Origin of the sequence: Gluconacetobacter diazotrophicus PA1 5, from assembly GCF_000067045.1 — a bacterium.
In the GTDB taxonomy this organism is placed as follows: domain Bacteria; phylum Pseudomonadota; class Alphaproteobacteria; order Acetobacterales; family Acetobacteraceae; genus Gluconacetobacter; species Gluconacetobacter diazotrophicus.
Map to the genome: position 1 here is coordinate 2742114 of NC_010125.1, position 23665 is coordinate 2765778.

Below are 23665 nucleotides of genomic sequence, written 5' to 3' on the forward strand. Positions count from 1 at the left end.
GTCAGTATCCGAGGTCGGCACCCGCCGGTGGGGCGGCCGGCTTGGGTTCGGCCTTTTCGGTGACCAGGACCTCGGTCGTGATCAGCAGGCTGCCGACCGAGGCCGCGTCCTGCAGGGCCGTGCGCACGACCTTGGTCGGGTCGATGATGCCGGCGGCGACCAGATCCTTGAATTCGCCGATCTGCGCATCGAATCCGAAATTGTATGCGCCGTTCTCCAGCACCTTTCCGGCCACGACCGCACCGTCCTCGCCGGCATTCTCCGCGATCTGGCGCAGCGGCGCCTGCAATGCCTTGCGGACGATGTCGCCGCCGATGCGCTGGTCGTCATTATGGAACTGCAGCCGCGCCACGACCTCCGCCGCGCGCGCCAGCGCGGTCCCGCCGCCCGGGACGATGCCTTCCTCGACGGCCGCGCGCGTGGCGTTCAGCGCGTCATCGACGCGATCCTTGCGCTCCTTCACCTCGATTTCGGTCGAACCGCCGACCCGGATGATGGCCACTCCGCCCGCCAGCTTCGCCAGGCGCTCCTGCAATTTTTCCCGATCGTAGTCCGAGGTGGTTTCCTCGATCTGCGCGCGGATCTGCCCGACGCGGCCCTTGATGGCGTCGGCGTCGCCCTCGCCGTCGACGATGGTCGTGTTGTCCTTGTCGATCACGATGCGCCGCGCCTGGCCAAGCTGCGACAGCGTCACGCTTTCCAGCTTGATGCCCAGATCCTCGCTGATGACCTCGCCACCCGTCAGGATCGCGATATCCTCCAGAATGGCCTTGCGCCGGTCGCCGAAGCCCGGCGCCTTGACAGCCGCGATCTTCAGCCCGCCGCGCAACTTGTTCACCACCAGGGTCGCCAGGGCCTCGCCCTCGACATCCTCGGCGATGCTCAGCAGCGGGCGCCCGGATTTGACCACGTTCTCCAGCAGCGGCAGCAGGGGCTGCAGCGACGACAGCTTCTTTTCATGGATCAGGATATAGGGATTTTCCAGGTCCGCGATCAGCTTCTCGCTGTTCGTCACGAAATAGGGCGAGATATAGCCCCGGTCGAACTGCAACCCCTCGACTACGTCCAGTTCGGTCTCGAATCCCTTGGCTTCCTCGACGGTGATCACACCGTCCTTGCCGACCTTCTGCACCGCCTCGGAAATGATGCGGCCGATTTCCACCTCGCCGTTGGCCGAAATCGTGGCCACCTGGGCGGTTTCCTCCCGGGTCGCGATCGGGCGGGTACGCGTCCGCAGTTCCTCGATCACCGCGGTCGTCGCGTGATCGATTCCGCGCTTGACGTCCTGCGGGTTGAAACCGGCGGCGACCGCCTTCAGCCCCTCGCGCACGATGGACTGCGCCAGGACGGTCGCGGTCGTCGTCCCGTCGCCCGCCAGGTCGTTGGTCTTGCTGGCGACCTCACGCAGAAGCTGCGCGCCCAGGTTCTCGAACTTGTCGGACAGTTCGATCTCCTTGGCGACCGTGACACCGTCCTTGGTGATCCTTGGCGCGCCGAAGCTCTTGTCGATGACGACGTTGCGGCCCTTCGGCCCCAGCGTCACCTTGACCGCGTCGGCAAGCGTGTCGATTCCGGAAAGCAGGCGCGCCCGTGCGTCGCCGGCGAACTTGACGTCTTTGCTGGCCATTGAAGTTTTTCCTGTCCCTGAGATGTCAGCGCGTGGACCCGACGATACCGAACAGGTCGGATTCCTTGGCGATCAGCAGGTCCTCGCCCGCGATCCTGACCTCGGTGCCCGACCATTTCCCGAACAGGACGTGATCGCCGGCGCGGACCTCGAGCGGCACGATCTCTCCGCGATCGTCACGGGCGCCGGGACCGACCGCCACCACCACGGCTTCGACCGGCTTTTCCTGGGCGGTGTCGGGAATGATGATGCCGCCGGCCGTCTTTTCGGTCGGGGAGATGCGCCGCAGGACCACGCGGTCATGCAGGGGGCGAAAGCTGCTCATGACAAATTTTCCTTCGGAATAGTCGAATGACCGGACAGGCGGGCGCGCGCGCGCCGAAACAGCCGCGCGACCTGCCACGTCAGGTCGTCATGCCCTGTCAGGGTCCGGTTATGGAAAGCCCGCACGCTGTCGTGCGTGGCATAGAAGCGCCGCGTCTCGTGGTCATCCTCCAGGATGACGGTGCCGAGAAACGTGCCGTCGATTTCGACGATATGGGATTCAAGCATCGGGTTGCCGCCTTTTCGACCCCGCACAGGCGGGATTCGGCCGACGGTTTCCCGCCGGCGTTCTATCCGGTGTGCGCCGGCGCCCCGTGGCCGGCACACGCCGCGCTACATCGTTCGATGCGGCACATTCGTGCAGTCGCCTGAATCATGTGAACCACTCCGGTCGATCGTCGCCCATCGCGGCGAACAAGGGTGATCATACAGGCGGCAGGCCGCCGGTCAACACATAAACCCGCCGAATTTTGGTTATATATTATATAACTATTTATTGAGTGCTTTTTGGACCCAGTCCCGCCGGTTTATATAATTTATATTATTTTCAATGTGTTGGTTATAATTCCCAATCGCGCGGGCCAGGATCGGGCCCGTTCCCCGGATCATGCCTGGTTCCATAGGCGCTTTCAGTGCGCACGGATGCGACCTTTATATAACATTTTCGATAGTTATATATTGAAAAGAACGACCGAATGCCGTTATCTGGTGTCCTGCCGGCATGGCGGCCATCACAGGCAAGGGGAATCCAGTCCAATGACCATTCATCTCGGGGAGATCGCTCCCGATTTCGAGCAGGAAACCACCTTCGGCCCGATCCGCTTCCATGACTGGCTGGGCGATTCCTGGGGCATCCTGTTCAGCCACCCCAAGGATTTCACGCCGGTCTGCACGACGGAACTCGGCGCCGTCGCGAAGCTGGCACCCGAATGGGCGAAACGGAATACCAAGGTGATCGGCCTGTCCGTCGATCCGGTCGGCAGCCATTCGGAATGGGAGAGCGATATCGCCCGGAGCCAGGGGGCGTCGGTCAATTTCCCGATCATCGCCGACGCGGACGGAACGGTCGCGGCCCTGTACGACATGATCCATCCGTCGGCCGATCCCAAGGTGACGGTCCGCACGGTCTTCATCATCGATCCCAGCAAGAAGGTCCGCCTGACGCTGACCTACCCGCCGTCGGCCGGCCGGAACTTCGACGAAGTGCTGCGGGTGCTGGACAGCCTGCAACTGACCGACGCCCACAAGGTCACGACCCCGGCCAACTGGACGAACGGCGACGAAGTCATCATCGCGCCCTCGGTCGGCGACGAACAGGCCCGTAGCCTTTTTCCCGCCGGCTGGAAGACGGTGCTGCCCTATCTGCGGCTTGTCCCGCAACCGCGATAGCGCGTTTCAGGATACAGGCCATGGCGCTCTTCCCCGGCTGGACCGCACCGGATTTCACGATCGATACGGCACTGGGGCCGGTCCGCTTCCACGCGTGGCTGGCCGGGGGGTGGGGCATCGTCGTCACCCACCCGGACGATTACAGCCCGCAGAGCCTGCGCAGCGCCGTTGCCTGGGCCCGGTCCGGCGCGCGGCCGGTCCGGCTGCTCGGCCTGGCATCGTCAGGCCACGAAGCAAGGCAGGTCGAAAGCCTGGAGTTTCCGATCATCCAGGACGGCGCCGAAGGTGTCGCCGCCCTCTGGCGCGGCTTCAGCGTGGATGTCGGACCGGCCGGCACGACGCTGGACGAACATATGGTGTTCGTCCTGGACCCGGCCCGGACGATCCGGACGACGGTGTCCTATCCCCCGTCGCGCAACCGGGACTTCGCTGAAATCATCCAGGTCGTGGAAGCCTGCGATACGGGCTGTGCCGCACTACGCGACAGACGTGCGGCCTGAAGCCCCGAACCGCAAAATCACCGACCATGACCATTATCGATCCCGGAGGCACAGCGATGTCGGCCGTCGATTCCCCGAATCACGTCACCCCCGCGCTGGCGCTTCTCTCGGCTTTCGAAATCGTGATCGTGCCCGGCCTCCACGGCTCCTGTCCCGATCACTGGCAGTCCCGGTGGGAGAACGCCCTGCGCCTGCAGGGTGTCACGGTACGCCGGGTCATCCAGCGCGACTGGGCGAATCCCACCTATCAGGCATGGAGCAACGGTCTGCGCCATGCCTTGCAGGCCTGCCGGCGCCCGGCCATCCTTGTCGCGCACAGTCTCGGCGCCGTCCTGGTGGCGCGGCGGGCGTCCGAACACCGCCTGGGGCGCGCGGTCGGCGCCCTGCTGGTAGCGCCCGCCGATGTCGAGCACTATGCCGGGCCGGACGCCCGCCGGGTCACCGGTTTCGCCCCGCTGCCGGGTGTCCGGCTGCCGCTACCCTCCATCCTGGTCGCCAGCCGGAACGACGAATGGCTGTCGCCGGCCCGCGCCGCGACCCTGGCGACACGGTGGGGATCGACATTGATCGATGCCGGGCGGATCGGGCATATCGGCAGCGCATCGGGCGTCGGGCTGTGGCCGGACGGATTGTCGGCCCTGCTGCAACTGGCGCACGCGCTGCCTTGACGCCGCCAGCCGTTTCACTTCAAGGAGTGCCAATGACGCCCCCGTTGCCCCTGCGCCGCCGTTCGCTGCTTGCCCTGCTGGCCGCGACACCCTTTTCGCATGTCGCCCACGCGACCGCGCCGACGACCCTGCGGATCGGCATCATGGCTGGCGAGGATGAAGATATCTGGCGTATCGCCGCCGTCCATGCCGCCCAGGCCGGCCTGATGCTGAAGGTCGTCACGTTCTCGGACTACAACGCGCCCAACGAGGCACTGGCCGACCATGAACTGGACGCCAACGCCTTCCAGCACGGGCCGTTCCTGTCGGCCCAGATCGCGGCGCGCGGCTATCGCATCGTTGCGGTCGGCAATACCTACTTCTCGCCGATCGGCCTGTATTCCAGCCGCTGGAAATCGGTCAGGGACCTGCCCGGCGGCGCCGTGATCGGCGTCCCCAACGACCCGAGCAACGAAGGGCGCGCCCTGCATCTGCTTGAATCGCTGGGCCTGTTCACCCTGACCCCCTCGGCGGGCCTTCTGCCCACCGCGCTGGATATCGCCGACAATCCGCGCAACGTGACCATCAAGGAACTGGATGCCGGGATGGTGGGCCGCGCGCTGCCCGACCTGGACGCGGCGGTGGTCAATACCGACTGGGCCCTCAAGGCCGGTATCCAGGTCAGCCGGCAGCGGATCGGCCAGGAAGCACTGGCCGGCAACCCCTACGTCAACTTCATCGCCGTCAACGCGCAGGACGAGCACGCCCCCTGGGTCGCCCCGCTGGTCCATGCCTTCCAGCAGCCGGACGTCCGCCAGGGAATCCTGGACGTCTACCATGGTGCGATCGTTCCGGCATGGGGATGAGCCTTCTGCGGGTCGAGCACGCGTCGCGCCGCTTCGCCGGCCATACCGCGCTTCAGGATATCGATTTCGAGGTCCATCCCGGCGAGATTCTGGGCGTCATCGGCCGGTCGGGCGCGGGCAAGACGACATTGCTGCGCTGCCTGAGCGGCCTGGAACGGCCGGACAGCGGCCGGATCGTGATCGAAGGCGAGGACATCACCGCCCTGCCGGAAAGCCGGCTGGTGCAGGTCCGGCGGCGCATCGGGCTGGTGTTCCAGCATTTCAACCTGCTGCAGTCCCGGACCGTCGCCGGCAACGTCGCGCTGCCGCTGGAAATCGCGGGCGTGCCGAAAGCCGCACGCGCGGCGCGGGTGGCGGAACTGATCGAACTGGTCGGGCTGTCCGGGCACAAACGGAAACGGCCCAGCCAGTTGTCGGGCGGCCAGAAACAGCGCGTGGGCATTGCCCGGGCCCTGGCCGCGCAGCCGGCGCTGCTGTTGTGCGACGAGGCCACATCGGCGCTGGACCCCGAAACGACCGTCTCGATTCTCGACCTCCTCCTCGACATCAACCGGCGGCTCGGGCTGACCATCATCCTGATCACGCATGAGATGGAGGTCATCCGTCGCATCGCCCGGCGCGTCCTGGTCCTGGACCAGGGCCGGATCGTCGAGGACGGCCCGACCGCCGCGCTGCTGGGCGGCGCGACCCGCCACCCAGTCACGCGCGCCTTCCTGTCCGAAGGCCGGCCCCGCGTTCCGGACGATGTGATGGACGCCCTGCGCGACGCGCCATCCCAGGGCGCCCATCCGGTCCTGCACGTCGTCCTGGACGCGCCGGCAGGCCAGACGCCCCTTCTGTCCACGCTGGGCCGCCGCTTCGGACTGGACGTGACGGTCGTGCAGGCAACGGTCGGCGACATCTCGGGCCGTGCCGGCGCCGAATTCGTCCTGCGCCTGTCGGACCAGTCCGCCGAGGCGCTCGATTTCATCCGGCAGGCCAGCCAGTCCATGGAGGTGATCGGGTATGTCCCGGCTGATCGTTGATCTGGTCCTGCGCGCGACGGTCGAGACGCTGGACATGGTGCTGGCATCGGGCCTGATCGCGGTCATCGGCGGCCTGCCGCTGGCGGTCCTGCTGGTCGCGACCGCACCGGGCGGCTTGTATCCGCTGCCGGCACTCTCGCGTATCCTCGGCCTGGGTATCGACGCGGTCCGGGCCGTGCCCTTCATGATCCTGCTGGTGCTGCTGATTCCGCTGACGCGTCTGGTCGCCGGGACCACCCTGGGCACCGGGGCCGCGATCGTGCCGCTGGCGATCGCCGCCGTGCCCTATTTCGCCCGCATCGCCGAGGTTTCGCTGCGCGAGGTCGATCGCGGCCTGGTCGATGCGGTGCGCGCGATGGGCGGCACGCGCTGGATGGTCGTCCGCTACGTCCTGCTGCCGGAGGCCCTGCCCGGCCTGATCTCGGGCTTCACCGTCACGCTGGTCACACTCGTCGGCGCCTCGGCCATGGCGGGCGTCATCGGTGCCGGCGGGCTGGGCGACCTGGCGATCCGCTACGGCTACCAGCGATTCAACACCCAGGTGATGCTGTCGGTCGTGGCCGTGCTGATCGTCATGGTCACCATCATCCAGTTGATCGGAAACCTCGCGGCGCGACGGCTCCGCTAGAGCCAAAAACAGGGCCTGAGCCGTCAGCCCCTGCGCCCGTATAGCGGGCCGAGGGCGGCGCAGGCGCGATAGTCCTGTCCTTCCTTGTCGGAACCGAACGCCCCCCAGAGGCTGGGGCGATCGATCGCCGCTTCGTCCAGGTTGTGCATGCACACCGGAATCCTCAGCATGGCGGCGAGCGCCACGAAGTCCGCGCCCACGTGCCCGTGCGCGAGCACGGCATGGTTCGCCCCCCATGACGCCATGACGGAATAGACGTCGCGGAACGCGCCATGCCCCGTCAGCCGCGGCACGAACCAGGTCGTCGGCCAGCTCGGGTCCGTGCGGGCTTCCAGGGCCGCATGCACGGCAGGCGGCAGGTCCACGCTCCAGCCTTCCGCGATCTGCAGCACCGGACCGATTCCGGCGACCAGGTTCAGCCGCACCATGGTGAAGGCCACGCCACCCCGTGTCACGAAATGGCTGGAAAAGCCGCCGCCCCGGAAATATTCCTCCAGTCCCGGGCACCAGTCCGTCGCGGCCAGCAGGGCGGAGATATCGTCCTCGTCCACCTGCCAGTGCGGCTTGATCGTGGGCGCACCCTGCGCGTCGCGCACGGCGCAGGACCCGTCCAGCGCGGCCGCGCCCGAGTTGATCAGATGCAGGATTCCACCCGCGCTTTTGCCTTCCAGCCGGTGTCCCGTCACCCGCTGCACCGCCTCGGGCGACCAGAACGTGCGCACATCGGCGAAAATCTGGGCCTTGCCGCTCATCAGCAGGCCGAACAGCATGGTCGCCCCGTTCAGGCAATCATTCTCGGTCGCCAGGATACTGGGTGCGCGCGCGCCGCTCCAGTCGAACGAGCTGTTCAGCAATGCCTCCGCGACATCGGCGTTCGGATACTGGTCGGTCCAGTGACGCTGCCCCTGGAAACCCGCCGCGATCGCGTCATAGCCCAGCGCCTCTTCCGCCCACCCCATTGCCGCCAGACGCGCGTTGCCGTGCATCATGTCGCGAATGCACAGGGTCATCGCCAGGCTTTCCGACAGGATTTCGCGTTTCCCGGCCGCGTCACGCGGACGGGCGTTGCGCTCGATGCCGAAACGGAACCGCGCGTCCGCCCAGGCCTGGGCGGTCTCCAGTTCCGCCGTGTCGTAGATTTTCCTGTCGAGCCGGCGCCGCAATTCCGTCATGTCCACGGCCTGCACGCGCATGTCCAGCCACGACCGGAAAAAGGCGTGATCGACGATCGACCCCGCTATTCCCATCGACACGCCGCCGATCGACAGGTAGGTGCGCCCGCGCATCGTGGCGACCGCAAGCCCCGCGCGGGCAAACCGCAGCAGTTTTTCCCGCACGTCGGGCGGGATCGCCTCGTCGCCGGAATCCTGGACATCCCGTCCATAGATGGAAAAGGCGGGCAGCCCCTTCTGGTTATGGGCCGCCAGCGCCGCCGCCAGATAGACCGCGCCCGGCCGTTCCGTGCCGTTGAAGCCCCAGATCGCCTTCTGGCGTTCCGGCACCATGTCGATGGTCTCCGCCCCGTAACACCAGCACGGAGTCACCGAAATCGACAGTCCGACATGCGCGGACGCGAATTTCTCTTCGCACGCCGCGGCTTCGGCGTATCCCGCGATGCAGGTGTCGGCGATCACGCACTCCACGGCCTCGCCCCCGGCATGACGCAATTCCGAGGTCAGGAACGCGGCCGTGCGGTGGGCCATCGCCATCGTGACGTCTTCAAGCGATTCGCGAATGCCGCCGCGCCGCCCGTCGATGATCGGGCGGATGCCGATTTTCGGAAAAGATCTGTTCATGACATCCTCCCGATCAATACAGAACCTGCTTGGCTTCCGGCGAATCCAGGTTCGCACTGGTCACGAAGACCACGCCCGTGTTGACATATTTGGTGGGCTTCGCCCCCGTCAGGACGCCGATCGCCGTCTCGACCCCCTTCGCGCCCATCGCGTAGGACCCTTGCACGGCAAGCAACTGGAACGTGCCGCTCCTGACGAACCCCTGTTCGTCCTCGTTTCCATCAAAGGCGATGGCGTAGAGCTTTCCGCTTTTTCCCGCCTGCTGGATCGCACGGCCCACGCCCACCGCCGTCATCTCGTTGGCGGCGAAAATACCCTTCAGATCGGGGTTCGAGGCCAGCACGTCGGTCGTCTGGTTCATGGCCAGGGCCATCTGGGACTGCGAATAGAAGGGACCGACGATCTGGATATGCGAATGTTCGGCGATATATTTCCTGAATCCGCCGACCCGGCCGATTTCAGACCCCACACCCGGCACATACGACATGATCGCGACCTTGCCGGTCTGTCCGACATGATCGACCATTTCCTTGCCCAGCGCCTCGCCCGCCGCCTCGTTGTCGGTCGCGAGGAAGGACTGGTAATATTTGGCACCCGAATCAGAAATCATGCTGTCGATCAGCACGACGGGAATATGCGCCTCCCACGCCTTGCGGATGGAGGGCACCAGAGCATCCGGATCGGACGGGGCCAGCACGATGGCCGCGACCTTCTGCGTCACGGCGTCGGCGACCATGTTGACCTGGTCCGCGACCGCGGATTCGGACGTCGGTCCCTGAAAGGTCATCGTATAGTTCTCTACCTTCGCAACGGCGTCGGCGGCGCCCTTTCGGACGTTCTGCCAGTAGTTGGAATTGGCGGTCTTGACGATGACCGCGATCCCGCGATCCGCCGCATGGGCCTGCCCCACGGCAACGGCGGCGCACAGCATTGTCGCCGCGCATAAAAGACGTCTCATGTTCGATTCCTGTTTTCTTCTTGTTATCGGTCGCCGAGCCACGGAGCAGCATACGGCCCGTATCATTCACCGCTTCATTCGCATCTGATCGATCCAGACCGTCCCGATGATGACCAGTCCGATGACGATCTGCTGGATGAAGTAGGAAACGCCGTTCATGTTCAGGCCATTGCGAAGGATGCCGATCACGAACGCGCCGATCATGGTACCGGAAATCGTCCCGACCCCACCCATCAGGGACGTACCGCCGATCACGGCGCTGGCGATCGCATCCATTTCGGCCGCGATGCCTTCATTCGGCTGCGCGGTCACCAGGCGTGACATCAGGACACATCCGGCCAGCCCGGCCAGCAGCCCCGACATGCCATAGGCCACCATCTTGACCCGCGCCACGTTGACGCCGGAAAGCCGCGCGGCCTCGCTGCTGGACCCCACGGCATAGGCATGCCGTCCGATCGGCATCCGGCCGAGCATGATGGCCACGACCACGGCGAGCACGACCATCAGGATGACGGGATAGGGAATCCCCACGAACACCACGTTCGGAAACCCGTCGCTGCCGTCGCGAACGATCCGGAACAGGGCGCCGTTTCCCAGCACCCCGAACGCATCCCCCAGCCCGGAAACCGGCCGTGCCCCGGTGATCTGCAACGCCACGCCGCGCGCGACCATCATCATGCCAAGCGTCGCGATGAACGGCGGCAGCTTCATCCATGTGATGATGATCCCGTTGATGGCGCCGCACGCGCCGCCGGTCAGGATTCCGATGGCGAAACCCAGGGGAACCGGAACCCCGGCCTTCACCGCGAGCGCCGCGACCACGCCGGACAGGGCAAGCACCGACCCCACGGACAGGTCGATGCCGCCGGTAATGATCACGCAGGTGGCGCCGATCCCCAGATAGGCGATCTGCGTGGTCTGCAGCGCGACGGTCAGCCCGTTATCTACCGAAAAGAACGCGCGCGACGTGAGGGCGAAAATCACGATCATCACGACCAGGCTGCCCAGGGCCGCGAATTTCTGGATCAGGTCCTTCTGTCGGTCGGACAACCGGCGCGCGGGTATAAGGGGCGGACGCCCTTCATGCTGCGGAACTGTTTTTGATGCCTGAAGCATAGGACATGATCTCTTCTTGATTGGTTGTTTTCGTGTCCAGGACGCCTGTTATGCTTCCCTCGTGAAACACCACGACCCGATCCGTCAGGCCCAGGATCTCCGGCAGTTCCGAGGAAATCACGACGATGCCGATTCCGCGCGCGGCCAGCGCGTCGATCAGCTTGTAGATGGCAAACTTCGCGCCGACATCGATACCGCGCGTCGGCTCGTCGAAGAACAGGATGCGCGATTCCCGGTACAGCCACTTGCCGATGACCACCTTCTGCTGGTTCCCGCCCGACAGCAGGCGTACCGGCTGCGAAACCGACGGCGTCCGGATATCGAGCGAGGCGACCGACTGGCGCGCGACTTCCCGTTCCCGATCGGCCCGGATAAGGCCGAACGCATTGGACACATCGTGGATATGCGCAAGCGTGATATTATGCGCGACCGACATGCCGATCGCCAGGCCGTCGAACTTCCTGTCCTCGGACAGATAGGCGATGCCGTGGGCGATCGCGTCGATCGGCGACCTGATGTCCAGCCGCCTGCCGTCCAGGATGATGTCACCCGCCTGCGCGGGCTCCGCACCGAAGATCGTGCGCGCGACCTCGGTCCGGCCGGCGCCCATCAGGCCGGCAAAGCCGAGAATTTCTCCACGCCGCAATGAAAAGCTGACGTCGCGAAAGGCCGGAAGACGCGTCAGGCCACGGACATCCAGCAGGATCTGATCATCGGGGACCGAAATCCGTTCGGGAAATTTGTCGCGCAGATCGCGCCCAATCTTTAGCCGCACGATCTCGTCGATGCTGATCGCCTCGAAAGGCTGAGTCTTGACATATTTTCCGGCCGGGAATATGGCGACGCGACCGACGATATGACGGAATTCGTCAAGACGGGGGGAAATATAGACGATGCCGACGCCCTGGCGCTTCAGTTCGTTCATCACGCGGAACAACTGCGTCGTCTCGGCCTCGGTCAGGGACGAGGTGGGCTCGTCCATGATCAGCACATCGGCGTCCAGCGACAGGGCCTTGGCGATTTCCACCATCTGCTGCCGCGCGACCGACAGGGATTTGACCTGCGCGTCCGGTTCGATATCGACGCCGAGCCTGTCAAGGATTCCGCGCGCCTGCGCGGCCATCTTTGCCCGATCGACAAAGGGCCCGCGCCGGGGTTCGCGGGCGAGAAAGATGTTTTCGGCCACGGTCAGGTCGGGAACCAGGTTCAGTTCCTGATGGATCATGGCGATCCCGGCATCCTGCGCGTCCTGGATCGAGCCGAAGCGGCAGGGTTGGCCCCGGAAATACAGCGTTCCCTCATCCGGAATGTACAGGCCGGACAGGATCTTCATCAATGTCGATTTGCCGGCGCCGTTTTCACCGCAGAGCGCATGCACCTCGCCCGCGCGCAGATGAAAATTCACGCCGTCCAGCGCCAGCACACCCGGGAACCGCTTGGTGATCCCTGTTGCGACCAGCAGGTCCGGCACATCCGGCGCGTCGTCGGCGCTGCCTTGGTTGTCTGTCATAGCCCTCTCCAGGCCCAGCGACTTCGCTTGATTATTTTCTGTGGTCTTTTGCTAAGTCGTGTTAGCACACTATTAGCGTGTATCGTTCCGTGCAAGGACGATATCGGCCGCCCTGTGCATCTTCGCAAAACTGTGACGAAAGAACCGATGAAACCCGCCGTTCCCGCCATGGACCGACCCGACAGCGACCCGCCATCCATCGCGCAGGTGGCCAAGGCCACCAACTGCTCGGTCACCACGGTCCGGCTCGTCCTGAACGGACAGGCTGGAAAATACCGGATCAGCGCCGCCACGCAGAAGATCGTTCGCGATTATGTCGATCTGCATGGGTATTGCCTCAACCATGCGGCGCGAAGCCTCAAGCTGCGCCGGACCGATACGATCGGCCTGGTCGTGCCGGAGATCGCCAATCCGTTCTTTGCCGGGCTGATGGCCTGCCTGGAACGATTGTGCGCGGCCCGCGGACTGGTGCTGCTGACCGCGTCGTCCGGCGAAATGCCGGCGCAGGAGGACCGCGCGATCAGGGAACTGGGCACCCGTGGGATCGATGCCCTGATCGTCGTACCATGCCAGGCGCCCCGCTACGGGCGCCTTCTTGGCGGCGCGAAGGACATTCCGGTGGTCCTGCTCGATCGCGCCTATACGGGCGCCCCCTATACCGTCATCGCCAGCGACAATTTCGGCGAATGCGTTGCCCTGACCGATGCGATCCTCGATGCCGGGGAGCAGCCGCATTTCATCTGCGCGAATGAACGCCTGCCGAGCATCGGCGATAGAATCGCGGGATTCGGCGCGGCATGCCGGAAACGACGCATCCGGAACTGGCGCGCCCGGGTCCATTGCGCGGATCAGGACAGCATCCACAGCGCGGGAACGATCGTCGACGCGCTGCTGGCGCAGGGCGGCCCACCCCGTGCCCTGATCTGCTCCTCCCTCCTGATGCTGCAAGGGACCATGGAGCGCCTGAAGCTCCGTCTCGGGCAGTTGCCGCCGGATATCACCTTCGGAACATTCGACGATCATTTCATGCTCGATTTTCTGCCGAACCACACATTTGCCATTCGCCAGGACGCGGACATGCTGGCCGCACTGGCGCTGGACTATCTCGATCAGCATCCGACCGGACCCGACGGTCCCGGCCGTGTGCTTGCCCCCTGCACGTTCGTTCAACGCCCCGCGAGGCGATAGGCCCGGGCGGCCGTCCCGCCTTCGATCGCGGCGCGTGCCTCGCCTCCGACCGAGGCCAGAAGCGCGTCGCTTGCGTCACGCCACGCGTCATAGCCGCCTGCCATCTCGACCACGGGCCAGTCGCTTCCCCACATCACCCGTCGCGGCCCGAAGCACGCCAGGACATGGTCGATCACGGGACGCAGGGTTTCGACGCTCCAGTCATCGCCCGCCTCCGTCACCAGTCCGGACAGCTTGCAATTCATGGCGGGATGGTCGGACAGGTCGAGGATATGGTCTTTCCACTGCGCAAGGTCACCGTTGCGCAGCGGCGGCTTTCCGGCATGGTCCAGGACCATCGTCAGGCCCGGATGCCGTTCGGCCAGCACGCGCATGGCATTCATGTGGCGCGCCGTCACCAGCAGGTCGAGCACAAGCCCGGCCTCGGTCATCGCATACAGGGCCGGCTGGACCGCGTCCCCGAGAATCCAGTCCGTATCGCCGATATCCTGCAGCATCGGACGCAGGCCGACGATCAGCGGCATCGCGGCCAGACGCGCCACCGTCGCGGGGGCGTGCACGTCATCAAGCGGCGCCCAGCCGACGACGCCCCGCACCAGGCCCGGATGGGCCCGCGCCTGGTCGAGCATGAAGCCCGTATCGATCTCGCTCGCCGCCGCCTGCACCAGGATGATGCCGTCGGCGGCATCGCGCCCCGGACGCGGCATGTCGAGGTCGAAATCGCGGTCGATCATCGAATGGGGCGGCAGCCAGCCATAGATGCCCGACGCCCGGCGCCAGACGTGACGATGCGCGTCGATCTTCATCCCGGATGATCCGCGAAGATGACCCCCTTGGCGAGGATCACGTTCCCATAGGGACGCCCTTCCCCGGTCTGGATCACGGCGAAGCAATGCGCGGTTTCTTCGTAAAACGCGTAACGCTCGATTCTGCGCGATGCCGCGTGGCCATGTGCGCGCAGCGTCGCGTCGATGTCCGCCACCGCTTCGGGCACGGCGTCCGGGTCGCCGACCTGCTGCATCGAGACGGCCGGATCATCGACGAAGCCATCCAGCGGCAACAGCTTCAATATGGCGTCCAGCACGGGCGGGACCGGGATCGCGGGCAGGCGGTTCAGCCTGCGGGCGATCCGCTCGGCCGGGAAGTTCGCATCGACGATCGCGACGCGGTCGCCATGTCCCATCGCCGCCAGCGCATACAGCACATCCGGCGTCAGCAGGGACGAAATACCGATCAGCATGCAGCCTCCTTTACCCGGGCGCGCGGTCAGAATGCGCGGTCGAGATGAATGTAGCCGCCATCCACGACGACCCATTGTCCCGTGGTGTGCGACGATACGGGTGAGAGCAGGAAGACCACGCTGTCCGCGATCTCGCGCGGCGTGGTCATGCGCCGCCCAAGCGGGATGCGCGCCTTGACCGCCCGGAGCTTTTCCTCCCGGTCGGCAAAACCGTCGAGCCAACTGTCATATTGCGGTGTCCAGACCTCGGACGGAATGACGGCGTTCACGCGGATCAGGTCGGCGGCCAGCGTCACGGCCCATTCCCGGGTCAGCGAAAGCATTCCCCCTTTCGCCGCCGCGTAACCGCTTGTGCCGCCCTGCCCCGTCAGCGCGGCCTTGGACGCGATATTGACGACGCTGCCGCCCCCATCGCGCAGGCAGGGCAGCGCGTGATGCAGCATGGTATAGCAATGCACCAGGTTCGCGTTCAGCGACCGGCGGAAGGCATCCGGCCCCGCTTCGATGCTGACGGAATCATTGGTGCCGGCATTGTTCACCAGCCCGTCGATCCTGCCATGCGTTTCCACGATATGACGGACGGCGCTCGCGCAGGCGCCGTCCTCGGTCAGGTCCGCCTGATGAAAGCTCGCGCGCGGCTGCCGCGCGCGCAGGCGCGCCATGAAGTGCGGATCGGGCGCGAATTTCCCCACGATCGCGGGCACCGCACCCTCTTCGGCAAGCACCTCCGAAATCGCGGCCCCGATCCCCGAGGCACCGCCCGTCACGATAACGACATGCCCGGTCAGGCGAAGATCCATGATGACACCTACGGGGCCCGATGCAGGAAGGTGCGCAGCGTGTCGGCTTTCATGCGGACCGAAAAACCCGGTGCCAGCGGCGGCATGTACCGTGCGCCGCGCACCACGCAGGGATCGGTGAAATGTTCATGCAGATGATCGACATATTCAATTACACGGCCCGCCATGCTTCCGGAAATCGCGGCGTAGTCGATCATCGAAAAATGCTGGACATATTCGCACAATCCGACCCCCCCCGCATGGGGGCAGACCGGCAGGCCGTATTTGTCGGCCATCAGCAGGATTGCCAGGATTTCGTTCATCCCCCCCACCCGGCACGAGTCGATCTGGACCACGTCGATGGCCTGGCGCATGATGAACTGCTTGAACATCACGCGATTCTGGCACATCTCGCCGGTAGCCACCGCGACGGGCGCGACGGCTTCGCGGATCGCGCGATGCGCCTCCACGTCGTCCGGTGACGTGGGTTCTTCGATAAACCACGGGTTGGCGAAGGACAGCGCACGAACCCATTCGATCGCCTGGTCCCGTTCCCAGACCTGGTTCGCGTCGATCATCAGCCGGCGGTCGGGACCGATTTCCTCACGCGCGATCCATACCCGGCGGACATCATCCGCCAGATTCTGCCCGACCTTGAGCTTGATATGGGCGAATCCCGCCCGCACGGCATCGCGACAGAGGCCGCGCAGCTTGTCGTCGTCATAACCGAGCCAGCCGGCCGATGTCGTGTAGCAGGGATAACCATCGGCAAGCAGCGTCTCGATGCGCGCCCGCTTTCCGGCGGCACGATCGGTCAGGCGGTCCAGCGCCTCCTCGGGCGTGATGCAATCGGTCAGGTAGCGGAAGTCGATCGCGCGGACCAGTTCGGCGGGCGACATCTCCGCCACCAGTTGCCAGACGGGTTTTCCCTCGGCCCGCGCCCACAGGTCCCACACCGCGTTCACCACCGCGCCGGTCGCCATATGGATCACGCCCTTGTCCGGGCCGACCCAGCGCAACTGGCTGTCACCCGTCACATGGCGCCAGAATCGTCCCGGATTTTCCCTGATCCAGTCCAGGTCCAGGCCGACGACAAGCGGCGCCAGCGCGCTGATGGCTGCGCAGCACAGTTCGTTGCCCCGGCCTATGGTGAAGGTCAGCCCGTATCCCTCGATCTGCGGATCGTCGGTCTGGAGGGTCACATAGGCGGCGGAATAGTCCGGGTCCGGATTCATGGCGTCCGACCCGTCGAGCCGGGCGGATGTCGGAAAGCGGATATCGAACACGCGCAGGCCGGTGATCCGGGTCATGCCGCCCCCCTGACATATTGCTGCTGGATCCCAAGTCCCTCGATGCCCAGGCGCACGGTCTGTCCCGGCCGGAGATAGACCGGCGGCCGCTGGCCGAGCCCGACGCCCGGGGGTGTTCCTGTCGAGATGATGTCGCCGGGCTGCAGGCTCATGAACCGGCTGCAATAGGACACGATCGTGTCCACGCCGAAGATCATGGTCCGCGTGTTGCCGTTCTGGTAGCGGTGGCCATCGACCTCCAGCCACATCGGCAGGGTTTGCGGGTCTTCGATGTCGTCCGTCGTGACCAGCCAGGGGCCGATCGGCCCGAAACCGTCATAGCCCTTGCCCTTGTCCCACGTTCCGCCCCGTTCGAGCTGCCATTCGCGTTCCGAGAGATCGTTGACCACGCAATAGCCGGCGATATGCGCGCGGGCCTCACGCTCCGCGATGGCGCGTCCGCCCTTGCCGATCACGACCCCCAGCTCGACCTCCCAGTCTGTTTTGGTCGAGCCGGGGGGAATGCAAAGATCGTCGTACGGCCCGGCGATGGCGCTGGTCCATTTATTGAAGATAACGGGCTCTTCCGGAATGGGGCTGTCGGTTTCGGCCGCGTGATCCCTATAGTTCAGGCCGATGCAGATGAATTTTCCGACCGATCCGACACACGGACCGATACGCGCATCCACGGGCGCCAGCGGCAGGTGGCCGGGCACGAGCCGGGCCAGACGCGCCAGGGTATCCGGCAACAGCGCCGGCCCGGCGATGTCGGGCACGTGCGCCGACAGATCACGCACCCGCCCGTCTTCGTCAAGCAGGCCGGGACGCTCCGCCCCCTTCTCGCCAAATCTCAAAAGCTTCATGATGGACGCCTGCCTTGTTGTTGTTCTTGCGTCTTCCGGGTGTCAGTTGATGAATCCGCCATCGATGACCAGCGTGCTGCCGGTCACGAACGCGGCGGCGTCGGAGGCCAGATAGACTACGGCCTCGGCGATTTCATCGGCGGTGCCCAGGCGGCCCATGGGCTGGCGCGCGCGAAAGGCGCCCAGTGCCGCGTCCAGGTCGGTACCGCGCGCACGGGCCAGCGCCTCGACCCGGGCGCGCAGCGACGGGGTTTCGACGGTACCGGGGCAGACGGCGTTACAGCGGACATTGTGACGCACATAGTCCGTCGCGATCGATTTCGTCAGGCCGATCACGGCCGCCTTCGAGGCACCATAGGCGCAGCGGTCCGCCACGCCCTTCAGGCTCGACGCGACCGAGGCCATGTTGACGATCGCGCCGCCGCCGGCCGCGATCATGCCGGGCAGGAAGGCGCGGATCATCCGGAACATCGCCGTCACATTCAGGTCGAACGAGAACTGCCATTCCCGGTCCGTGCAGTCGAGCAGCGCGCCGTTCTGGACCGTGCCGGCACAATTGAACAGCACGTCGACGGGACCGACCTGGCGCGCCACGTCGTCGATCGCCGCCGGGTCCATGACATCCAGCCGCAACGCGCGCCCCCCGGGTCCGAAATCGCCCCATGCCTCCATCACGCCGGGATCGATATCGGTTGCGATCACGCCCGCGCCCTCGCGAATGAAGGCCTCCACGGTCGCGCGACCGATGCCGTTGGCTGCCGCCGTGATCAGAGCCCGTTTGCCCGCCAGTCGCATGACGATCCCGCCTTGTTATTGCTTTGGTGAATCTCCTATTAAATTGGTCCGGCCAATGTCAAGATTGGTCAGACCAATTTGCGACCCGCGCGATCACGCTTCAGCGAGGCCGGCGCGAGACGAGGACAGACGATACATGGCCGAAAGCGGCGCCAATCGCCGGCTCTACCAGCCGATTGCCCAGGCGATCCTGAAACTGATCGAGGCGGGCGACGTCCCGCCCGGACGGATGCTGCCGCCCGAGCGCGAACTGTCCGTCCGGTTCGGCGTCAGTCGCTCCACCGTGCGCGAGGCGATCATCGCGCTGGAGGTGATGGGCATTGTCGAGGTCCGGGTCGGCGCGGGCGTGATGGTGCTGGCGCCGGCGACGGCGCGTTCCAGCCTGGCGCGGACACGACTGCTGGAGCCCGATCCGGAACTGCCGGTGCCGATCGACCTGGAAACCGAGGTCCCGCCCTTCGACCTGCTGCAGGCGCGGCTGCTGATCGAACCGGAAACGGCGGCGCTGGCAGCGCAGAACGCGGGCCCGCGCGAGCGCGCGATGATCGAAGCGGCGTTCCGGCAGAATATCGCGGACAACGCCCGTGGGTCACGAACCCATCCGGGCGACCGCCTGTTTCACATCCGCATCGCGCAGGCCAGCGGCAACAGCGCCTATGAACTGACGATCATGCTGCTGCTGGGCCATCGCTATGGCGACCTGTTCCGCCGTCTCCAGCAGCTTTATACCCCCCAGGACATGCCCGGCCGTTCCGAACACGAACATGCGGCGATACTGGAGGCGATCCTGGCGGCCGACCCGCCGCGCGCGCGCGAGGCGATGCGCCGGCACATCCAGGCGGTGATCGGGATATTCTCGCGCGACACCTGACTGCCGATCCTGTAGGGCGTCAGGCGACCGATCGGCCATTCGCCACCAGCATCATATCGACAACGGAAGCCCGGCCTCGGCCTTCACCTCCTCCATGACCGTGTAGGTATGGGTCTGCCGGACGCCCGGCAGGCGCGTCAGCGTCTTTCCAAGGAAATTGCGATACGCGCCCATGTCCCGGACGCGGGCCTTGATCAGGTAATCGAACCCGCCGGCGACCATATAGCATTCACGGACCTGCGGGATCGACTTGATCGCCTTTGCGAATTCATCGAACAGGCCCGGGTCGGTGCGGTCCAGCGTGACCTGGATGAAGACCAGCAGACCCAGTTGCAGCGCCTCGGGGTCGAGGCGCGCCATATATCCCTGTATGATCCCGGCCTGTTCCAGCTTGCGCACCCTCTCCAGGGTCGCCGCCGGGCTGAGATGGATCAGGCGGGCGAGCTCGACGTTCGTGATGCGCCCGTCCTTCTGCAAATAGCCGAGAATCCTGCGATCCGCGTCGTCCAAGCGCCACCCCTTCCCCGAATATAATATGTCCGATCAGAGGTTCACCGTCCAAAATTCGGTAATATTTCTTATATTCGATACCTCGTTCGGTCACAACAGCGATACAGCGACGTTCAGGTTTCCGTTCGGACAGTGCCGCCATGATCCAGCCTTTTGCGACCCTCGATGCCGCCGTGCCTGCGCGATCCGCGCTGCGGCAGGCCATAACCGACCAGACGCGGGCACCCGAACCCGCATGCGTCGCGGCGCTGGCGCAGGCCGCCACCCTTCCCGCCTCGCTGTCGGCCGAGGTGCGGGACACCGCGACCCGGCTTGTCGGGGCACTGCGTCGTTCGGGTACGACGGGGCTGGTGCAAGGCCTGATCCGCGAATACGACCTGTCCACGCAGGAGGGCGTCGCCCTGATGTGCCTGGCCGAAGCCCTGCTTCGCATCCCTGACGATGCCACGCGCGACGCGCTGATCCGCGACAAGATCGGGCGCGGGCAGTGGCGCGGCCATGTAGGCAACGACGCCTCGCTCTTCGTCAATGCCGCCACATGGGGGCTGGTTTTTTCCGGCACGGTGCTGTCGCCGCACCAGACGGGCGGGCTGGCCGGAAGCCTGTCGAAGCTGGTCGCGCGCTGTGGCGAACCCGTGATCCGCCGGGGCGTGGACATGGCCATGCGCCTGATGGGCGCGCAATTCGTCACCGGCCAGACCATCGAGACCGCGCTGGGGAACAGCCGCCGGCTCAACGCGCGGGGCTTCCGCTATTCCTATGACATGCTCGGGGAAGCCGCGACCACCGCCGCCGACGCCGCGCGCTATTATCGCGAGTACGAGCACGCCATCCATGCCATAGGCGGCGCGGCCCAGCGGCAGGGCGTCTATCGGGGACCGGGCATTTCGGTAAAGTTATCGGCCCTGCATCCCCGCTATTCCCGGTTGCAGCGCCAGCGCGCCATGACCGAACTGCTGCCGCGCCTGACGGCGCTGGCGCGGCTGGCCTGCTGCTATGACATCGGCTTCAATATCGATGCCGAAGAGGCGGACCGGCTGGAACTCTCGCTCGACCTGCTGGAGGCCCTGTGCTTCGACGACACGCTGGCGCCGTGGCAGGGTCTCGGCTTCGTCGTCCAGGCCTATCAGAAGCGCGCCCCCCTTGTTTTGGACTGGGTGATCGACCTGGCGCGGCGCAGCCGGCGTCGCCTGATGATCCGGCTGGTGAAAGGCGCCTATTGGGACAGCGAGATCAAACGCGCACAGGTCGACGGCCTGACCGACTTTCCGGTCTTCACCACCAAGATCCATACCGACATCTGCTATATCGCCTGCGCAAGGACGCTGCTGGCGGCACCGGACGCGGTCTTTCCCCAGTTCGCCACCCATAACGCGCAGACGCTCGCCACCATCCACGCGCTGGCCGGGCCGGACTTCACCGATGAACGCTACGAGTTCCAGTGCCTGCACGGCATGGGCGAGGCCCTGTACACGGAAGTGGTGGGGCCGGAAAAACTGAACCGGCCGGTACGCGTCTATGCCCCCGTCGGCACGCATGAAACCCTGCTGGCCTATCTCGTCCGCCGCCTGCTGGAAAACGGCGCGAATTCATCCTTCGTGAATCAAATCCAGGACAACGGCATCTCGATCGCCCAACTGACGGCGGACCCGGTCACGCGGCTGGACCCGACGGCACGCAACGCCGCGATCCGCCTGCCCGCGGATCTGTATGCGCCGGAGCGGCAAAATTCGCGCGGCCTGGACCTGACCGACGAAAACACGCTCCGCGCCCTTGCCGCCGTCCTGCCCCGTTCCGGCATTCATGACGACACCGATGGCCAGCCCGTCGTGAATCCCGCCGACCACCGCGACATCGTCGGCCGGATCGCCTTCACGACGCCGGAACAGGTGGATGCCGCCATCGGCCGCGCCGAAGACGCAGGCGCCGGCTGGTCCGGGACGCCGCCATCCGTTCGCGCCGCCATCCTGGCGCGCGCCGCCGACGCGCTGGAGGCCGACATGCCGCGCCTTCTCGGCCTCATCGTGCGCGAAGCCGGCAGGTCGCTGCCGAACGCCGTGGCGGAAGTCCGCGAGGCCGTCGATTTCCTGCGCTATTACGGCGCGCAGGTTGCCGGGTCCTTCAGGAACGAGACCCATCGGCCTCTTGGCCCCGTGGCGTGCATCAGCCCGTGGAACTTTCCCCTGGCCATTTTCGTGGGCCAGGTTTCCGCCGCTCTGGCCGCCGGCAACACCGTCCTGGCCAAACCCGCGGAGGAAACGCCGCTGATCGCGCGCGCGGCCGTTCGCATCCTGCACGCGGCCGGCGTTCCGCCGGACGCCCTGCACCTGCTGCCCGGGGCCGGCGATGTCGGTGCGCGACTGGTGGGTGATCGCAGGGTGCGCGGCGTCGTGTTCACCGGGTCCACGGACGTGGCGCGCCTGATCCAGCGCCAGCTTGCCGCGCGCCTGAACCCGGACGGCACGCCGGTTCCCCTGATCGCGGAAACCGGCGGTCAGAATGCGCTGGTGGTCGACAGTTCGGCCCTGCCCGAACAGGTGGTCGCCGATGTCCTGTCCTCGGCCTTCGACAGCGCCGGACAACGCTGCAGCGCGCTGCGCGTCCTCTGCCTCCAGGACGACGGCGCCGAGCGTATCCTGACCATGCTGCGGGGCGCCATGGACGAACTCTCGGTGGGCAACCCGGACCGCCTGGCGACGGATATCGGGCCGGTCATTTCAGCGGAGGCCCAGGCGCGCATCACCGCGCATATCGACACCCTGCGCGCACGGGGATACCGCATCCATCAGGCGCCCCTGCCGCCGGACTGCACGCACGGCACCTTCGTCGCGCCGACGATCATCGAGATCCCGGACATCGCCGTGCTGGACCGCGAAATCTTCGGGCCGGTCCTGCATGTCGTCCGGTTCGCGCGCAAGGACATGGCGCGCGTGCTGCGTGACATCAACGCCACCGGCTACGCCCTGACCTTCGGCGTCCATTCCCGCATCGACGACACCATCGCCGCACTCACGTCCCGCGCGCAGGCCGGCAACATATACGTCAACCGCAACCTCGTGGGGGCCGTCGTCGGCGTGCAGCCGTTCGGCGGACACGGCCTGTCCGGAATCGGCCCGAAAGCGGGGGGACCGCTTTACCTGCGCCGCCTGCTGTCGCGCTGTCCAGTCCTGGACGGCGCCTTCGCACGACCCGTGCCCGAACCGGCGCGACTCTGCCGAAACTGGCTGCATTCCGCCCCTCCGGCCGGGGACGGACCGGGCTGCCCCGCGACCCCGCTCGGCACAACCATCACGCTGCCCGGCCCCGTGGGCGAGGAAAATATCTACAGCCTGACACCGCGCGGCACCGTCCTGTGCGCCGGCCCGACCCCGCAGGCGGTGGCGCGGCAGGCCGAAGCGGCACTCGCCACCGGCAATCGCGCGGTCGTGCCGGCGGCGCTGCTGGCCGTCCTGCCGCCGCTGCCGGCCGGTCTTTCGTCCCGGATCGGCGCATTCCGGGACCCGGATATCATCGATGTTGCACTCTGCGATGGGACCGAGGGCGATCGCACCGCCCTGGGTATGAACCTGGCCGGGCGCACCGGACCGATCGTCGGACTGCACACGCCCGGGCCGGACGGCGGCTATGCGCTGGAATGGCTGGTGCTGGAGCGGTCATGCAGCACGAACACAACAGCGGCGGGCGGCAATGCCGCGCTAATGGCCGCGGGGTAGGGTACGCAATCTTGCGAAATCTGACAGCAGG

23 protein-coding genes are annotated in these 23665 nt (G+C 66.0%); 9 read left to right on the forward strand and 14 right to left on the reverse strand.

The genetic code is table 11. The annotated features are described in order from the left end of the window. Position 1: 1 nt before the first annotated feature. Genes groL through GDI_RS12590 form a run of 3 tightly spaced genes read right to left on the reverse strand, consistent with a single transcriptional unit; the run spans position 2 to position 2179 of the window. Positions 2–1627 (reverse strand): chaperonin GroEL, encoded by a 1626-nt coding sequence (gene groL, locus GDI_RS12580; RefSeq protein WP_012226710.1) that lies wholly within the window; start codon positions 1625–1627, stop codon positions 2–4. 25 nt (positions 1628–1652) lie between these two features. Further along, a complete protein-coding gene (locus tag GDI_RS12585) occupies positions 1653–1952 on the reverse strand; it encodes a co-chaperone GroES (protein ID WP_012226712.1) in 300 nt (99 codons plus the stop codon). Continuing rightward, entirely contained in the window at positions 1949–2179 is a 231-nt protein-coding gene (locus GDI_RS12590) for a hypothetical protein (RefSeq protein WP_012553395.1), read from the reverse strand. Before GDI_RS12590 ends, GDI_RS12585 begins: the two co-directional genes overlap by 4 nt. Before the next feature lie 528 nt (positions 2180–2707). Here GDI_RS12590 and GDI_RS12595 point away from each other — a divergent pair. The 6 genes from GDI_RS12595 to GDI_RS12620 are packed head-to-tail and all read left to right on the forward strand — an operon-like array spanning position 2708 to position 7006. After that, a complete protein-coding gene (locus tag GDI_RS12595) occupies positions 2708–3340 on the forward strand; it encodes a peroxiredoxin (RefSeq protein WP_012226718.1) in 633 nt (210 codons plus the stop codon). A gap of 20 nt (positions 3341–3360) precedes the next feature. Next, on the forward strand, positions 3361–3840 hold the full coding sequence (locus GDI_RS12600) for a thioredoxin domain-containing protein (protein ID WP_012226720.1): 480 nt from the start codon (positions 3361–3363) through the stop codon (positions 3838–3840). 56 nt (positions 3841–3896) lie between these two features. Then, positions 3897–4508, forward strand: coding sequence for an RBBP9/YdeN family alpha/beta hydrolase (locus tag GDI_RS12605; RefSeq protein WP_012226722.1), 612 nt, complete (start codon positions 3897–3899; stop codon positions 4506–4508). Positions 4509–4540: 32 nt separating this feature from the next. Next, positions 4541–5353, forward strand: a complete 813-nt coding sequence (locus GDI_RS12610; protein WP_041249435.1) for a MetQ/NlpA family ABC transporter substrate-binding protein — start codon at positions 4541–4543, stop codon at positions 5351–5353. Further along, positions 5350–6378, forward strand: coding sequence for a methionine ABC transporter ATP-binding protein (locus GDI_RS12615; RefSeq protein ID WP_012226726.1), 1029 nt, complete (start codon positions 5350–5352; stop codon positions 6376–6378). Before GDI_RS12610 ends, GDI_RS12615 begins: the two co-directional genes overlap by 4 nt. Continuing rightward, positions 6359–7006 (forward strand): methionine ABC transporter permease, encoded by a 648-nt coding sequence (locus tag GDI_RS12620; RefSeq protein ID WP_012226728.1) that lies wholly within the window; start codon positions 6359–6361, stop codon positions 7004–7006. The genes GDI_RS12615 and GDI_RS12620 overlap by 20 nt, the downstream gene beginning before the upstream one ends. Before the next feature lie 23 nt (positions 7007–7029). Here the strand turns inward: GDI_RS12620 and GDI_RS12625 are convergent, their stop codons facing one another. From GDI_RS12625 to GDI_RS12640, 4 genes are all read right to left on the reverse strand, one after another. Continuing rightward, a complete protein-coding gene (locus tag GDI_RS12625) occupies positions 7030–8802 on the reverse strand; it encodes an L-fucose isomerase (RefSeq protein WP_012226729.1) in 1773 nt (590 codons plus the stop codon). A 13-nt stretch (positions 8803–8815) separates the two neighbouring features. Then, on the reverse strand, positions 8816–9760 hold the full coding sequence (locus tag GDI_RS12630; RefSeq protein ID WP_041249436.1) for an ABC transporter substrate-binding protein: 945 nt from the start codon (positions 9758–9760) through the stop codon (positions 8816–8818). A 66-nt stretch (positions 9761–9826) separates the two neighbouring features. Beyond that, positions 9827–10810: an ABC transporter permease gene (locus GDI_RS12635; RefSeq protein WP_012553399.1), complete on the reverse strand. Its 984-nt coding sequence runs from the start codon at positions 10808–10810 to the stop codon at positions 9827–9829. A 31-nt stretch (positions 10811–10841) separates the two neighbouring features. Continuing rightward, positions 10842–12386 (reverse strand): sugar ABC transporter ATP-binding protein, encoded by a 1545-nt coding sequence (locus tag GDI_RS12640; protein WP_012226734.1) that lies wholly within the window; start codon positions 12384–12386, stop codon positions 10842–10844. A 147-nt stretch (positions 12387–12533) separates the two neighbouring features. Here GDI_RS12640 and GDI_RS12645 point away from each other — a divergent pair, with 147 nt between their 5' ends. Beyond that, positions 12534–13574: a LacI family DNA-binding transcriptional regulator gene (locus tag GDI_RS12645; protein ID WP_012226736.1), complete on the forward strand. Its 1041-nt coding sequence runs from the start codon at positions 12534–12536 to the stop codon at positions 13572–13574. On the opposite strand, the gene GDI_RS12650 is transcribed toward GDI_RS12645, so the two are convergent. From GDI_RS12650 to GDI_RS12675, 6 genes are read right to left on the reverse strand one after another with little or no spacing between them, the layout of a single operon-like run. Continuing rightward, positions 13553–14380 (reverse strand): amidohydrolase family protein, encoded by an 828-nt coding sequence (locus GDI_RS12650; protein WP_012226743.1) that lies wholly within the window; start codon positions 14378–14380, stop codon positions 13553–13555. The two genes, GDI_RS12645 and GDI_RS12650, sit on opposite strands and share 22 nt — an antisense overlap. Next, positions 14377–14814: an RbsD/FucU family protein gene (locus GDI_RS12655; protein WP_012226745.1), complete on the reverse strand. Its 438-nt coding sequence runs from the start codon at positions 14812–14814 to the stop codon at positions 14377–14379. Before GDI_RS12655 ends, GDI_RS12650 begins: the two co-directional genes overlap by 4 nt. A 26-nt stretch (positions 14815–14840) precedes the next feature. Then, positions 14841–15614, reverse strand: a complete 774-nt coding sequence (locus GDI_RS12660; protein ID WP_012226750.1) for an SDR family oxidoreductase — start codon at positions 15612–15614, stop codon at positions 14841–14843. An 8-nt stretch (positions 15615–15622) separates the two neighbouring features. Then, complete coding sequence (locus GDI_RS12665) at positions 15623–16903, reverse strand: L-fuconate dehydratase (protein WP_012226751.1); 1281 nt, start codon at positions 16901–16903, stop codon at positions 15623–15625. Next, positions 16900–17745: a fumarylacetoacetate hydrolase family protein gene (locus tag GDI_RS12670; RefSeq protein ID WP_012226752.1), complete on the reverse strand. Its 846-nt coding sequence runs from the start codon at positions 17743–17745 to the stop codon at positions 16900–16902. The genes GDI_RS12665 and GDI_RS12670 overlap by 4 nt, the downstream gene beginning before the upstream one ends. Positions 17746–17787: 42 nt before the next feature. Beyond that, positions 17788–18540 carry an SDR family oxidoreductase gene (locus GDI_RS12675; RefSeq protein WP_012226753.1) on the reverse strand — a complete coding sequence of 251 codons (753 nt, stop codon included), beginning with the start codon at positions 18538–18540 and terminating at the stop codon, positions 17788–17790. Between the two features lie 136 nt (positions 18541–18676). Here GDI_RS12675 and GDI_RS12680 point away from each other — a divergent pair, with 136 nt between their 5' ends. Then, positions 18677–19411 carry a FadR/GntR family transcriptional regulator gene (locus GDI_RS12680; RefSeq protein ID WP_012553407.1) on the forward strand — a complete coding sequence of 245 codons (735 nt, stop codon included), beginning with the start codon at positions 18677–18679 and terminating at the stop codon, positions 19409–19411. Positions 19412–19462: 51 nt separating this feature from the next. On the opposite strand, the gene GDI_RS12685 is transcribed toward GDI_RS12680, so the two are convergent. Next, entirely contained in the window at positions 19463–19921 is a 459-nt protein-coding gene (locus tag GDI_RS12685; protein ID WP_012226755.1) for an Lrp/AsnC ligand binding domain-containing protein, read from the reverse strand. A 140-nt stretch (positions 19922–20061) separates the two neighbouring features. On the opposite strand from GDI_RS12685, the gene putA reads away from it, so the two are divergent. Further along, positions 20062–23634 carry a bifunctional proline dehydrogenase/L-glutamate gamma-semialdehyde dehydrogenase PutA gene (putA, locus tag GDI_RS12690; protein ID WP_012226756.1) on the forward strand — a complete coding sequence of 1191 codons (3573 nt, stop codon included), beginning with the start codon at positions 20062–20064 and terminating at the stop codon, positions 23632–23634. Positions 23635–23665: the final 31 nt, after the last annotated feature.

Excerpts from the sequence above, each read along its gene's own strand:
- GDI_RS12585 (WP_012226712.1), bottom strand. The coding sequence starts at position 1,952 with ATGAGCAGCTTTCGCCCCCTGCATGACCGCGTGGTCCTGCGGCGCATC.
- GDI_RS12645 (WP_012226736.1), top strand. The coding sequence starts at position 12,534 with ATGAAACCCGCCGTTCCCGCCATGGACCGACCCGACAGCGACCCGCCA.
- GDI_RS12595 (WP_012226718.1), top strand. The coding sequence starts at position 2,708 with ATGACCATTCATCTCGGGGAGATCGCTCCCGATTTCGAGCAGGAAACC.
- GDI_RS12670 (WP_012226752.1), bottom strand. The coding sequence starts at position 17,745 with ATGAAGCTTTTGAGATTTGGCGAGAAGGGGGCGGAGCGTCCCGGCCTG.
- GDI_RS12620 (WP_012226728.1), top strand. The coding sequence starts at position 6,359 with ATGTCCCGGCTGATCGTTGATCTGGTCCTGCGCGCGACGGTCGAGACG.
- GDI_RS12665 (WP_012226751.1), bottom strand. The coding sequence starts at position 16,903 with ATGACCCGGATCACCGGCCTGCGCGTGTTCGATATCCGCTTTCCGACA.
- putA (WP_012226756.1), top strand. The coding sequence starts at position 20,062 with ATGATCCAGCCTTTTGCGACCCTCGATGCCGCCGTGCCTGCGCGATCC.
- GDI_RS12625 (WP_012226729.1), bottom strand. The coding sequence starts at position 8,802 with ATGAACAGATCTTTTCCGAAAATCGGCATCCGCCCGATCATCGACGGG.
- GDI_RS12600 (WP_012226720.1), top strand. The coding sequence starts at position 3,361 with ATGGCGCTCTTCCCCGGCTGGACCGCACCGGATTTCACGATCGATACG.
- GDI_RS12615 (WP_012226726.1), top strand. The coding sequence starts at position 5,350 with ATGAGCCTTCTGCGGGTCGAGCACGCGTCGCGCCGCTTCGCCGGCCAT.
- GDI_RS12655 (WP_012226745.1), bottom strand. The coding sequence starts at position 14,814 with ATGCTGATCGGTATTTCGTCCCTGCTGACGCCGGATGTGCTGTATGCG.
- GDI_RS12630 (WP_041249436.1), bottom strand. The coding sequence starts at position 9,760 with ATGAGACGTCTTTTATGCGCGGCGACAATGCTGTGCGCCGCCGTTGCC.
- groL (WP_012226710.1), bottom strand. The coding sequence starts at position 1,627 with ATGGCCAGCAAAGACGTCAAGTTCGCCGGCGACGCACGGGCGCGCCTG.
- GDI_RS12675 (WP_012226753.1), bottom strand. The coding sequence starts at position 18,540 with ATGCGACTGGCGGGCAAACGGGCTCTGATCACGGCGGCAGCCAACGGC.
- GDI_RS12650 (WP_012226743.1), bottom strand. The coding sequence starts at position 14,380 with ATGAAGATCGACGCGCATCGTCACGTCTGGCGCCGGGCGTCGGGCATC.
- GDI_RS12680 (WP_012553407.1), top strand. The coding sequence starts at position 18,677 with ATGGCCGAAAGCGGCGCCAATCGCCGGCTCTACCAGCCGATTGCCCAG.
- GDI_RS12640 (WP_012226734.1), bottom strand. The coding sequence starts at position 12,386 with ATGACAGACAACCAAGGCAGCGCCGACGACGCGCCGGATGTGCCGGAC.
- GDI_RS12605 (WP_012226722.1), top strand. The coding sequence starts at position 3,897 with ATGTCGGCCGTCGATTCCCCGAATCACGTCACCCCCGCGCTGGCGCTT.
- GDI_RS12590 (WP_012553395.1), bottom strand. The coding sequence starts at position 2,179 with ATGCTTGAATCCCATATCGTCGAAATCGACGGCACGTTTCTCGGCACC.
- GDI_RS12660 (WP_012226750.1), bottom strand. The coding sequence starts at position 15,614 with ATGGATCTTCGCCTGACCGGGCATGTCGTTATCGTGACGGGCGGTGCC.
- GDI_RS12610 (WP_041249435.1), top strand. The coding sequence starts at position 4,541 with ATGACGCCCCCGTTGCCCCTGCGCCGCCGTTCGCTGCTTGCCCTGCTG.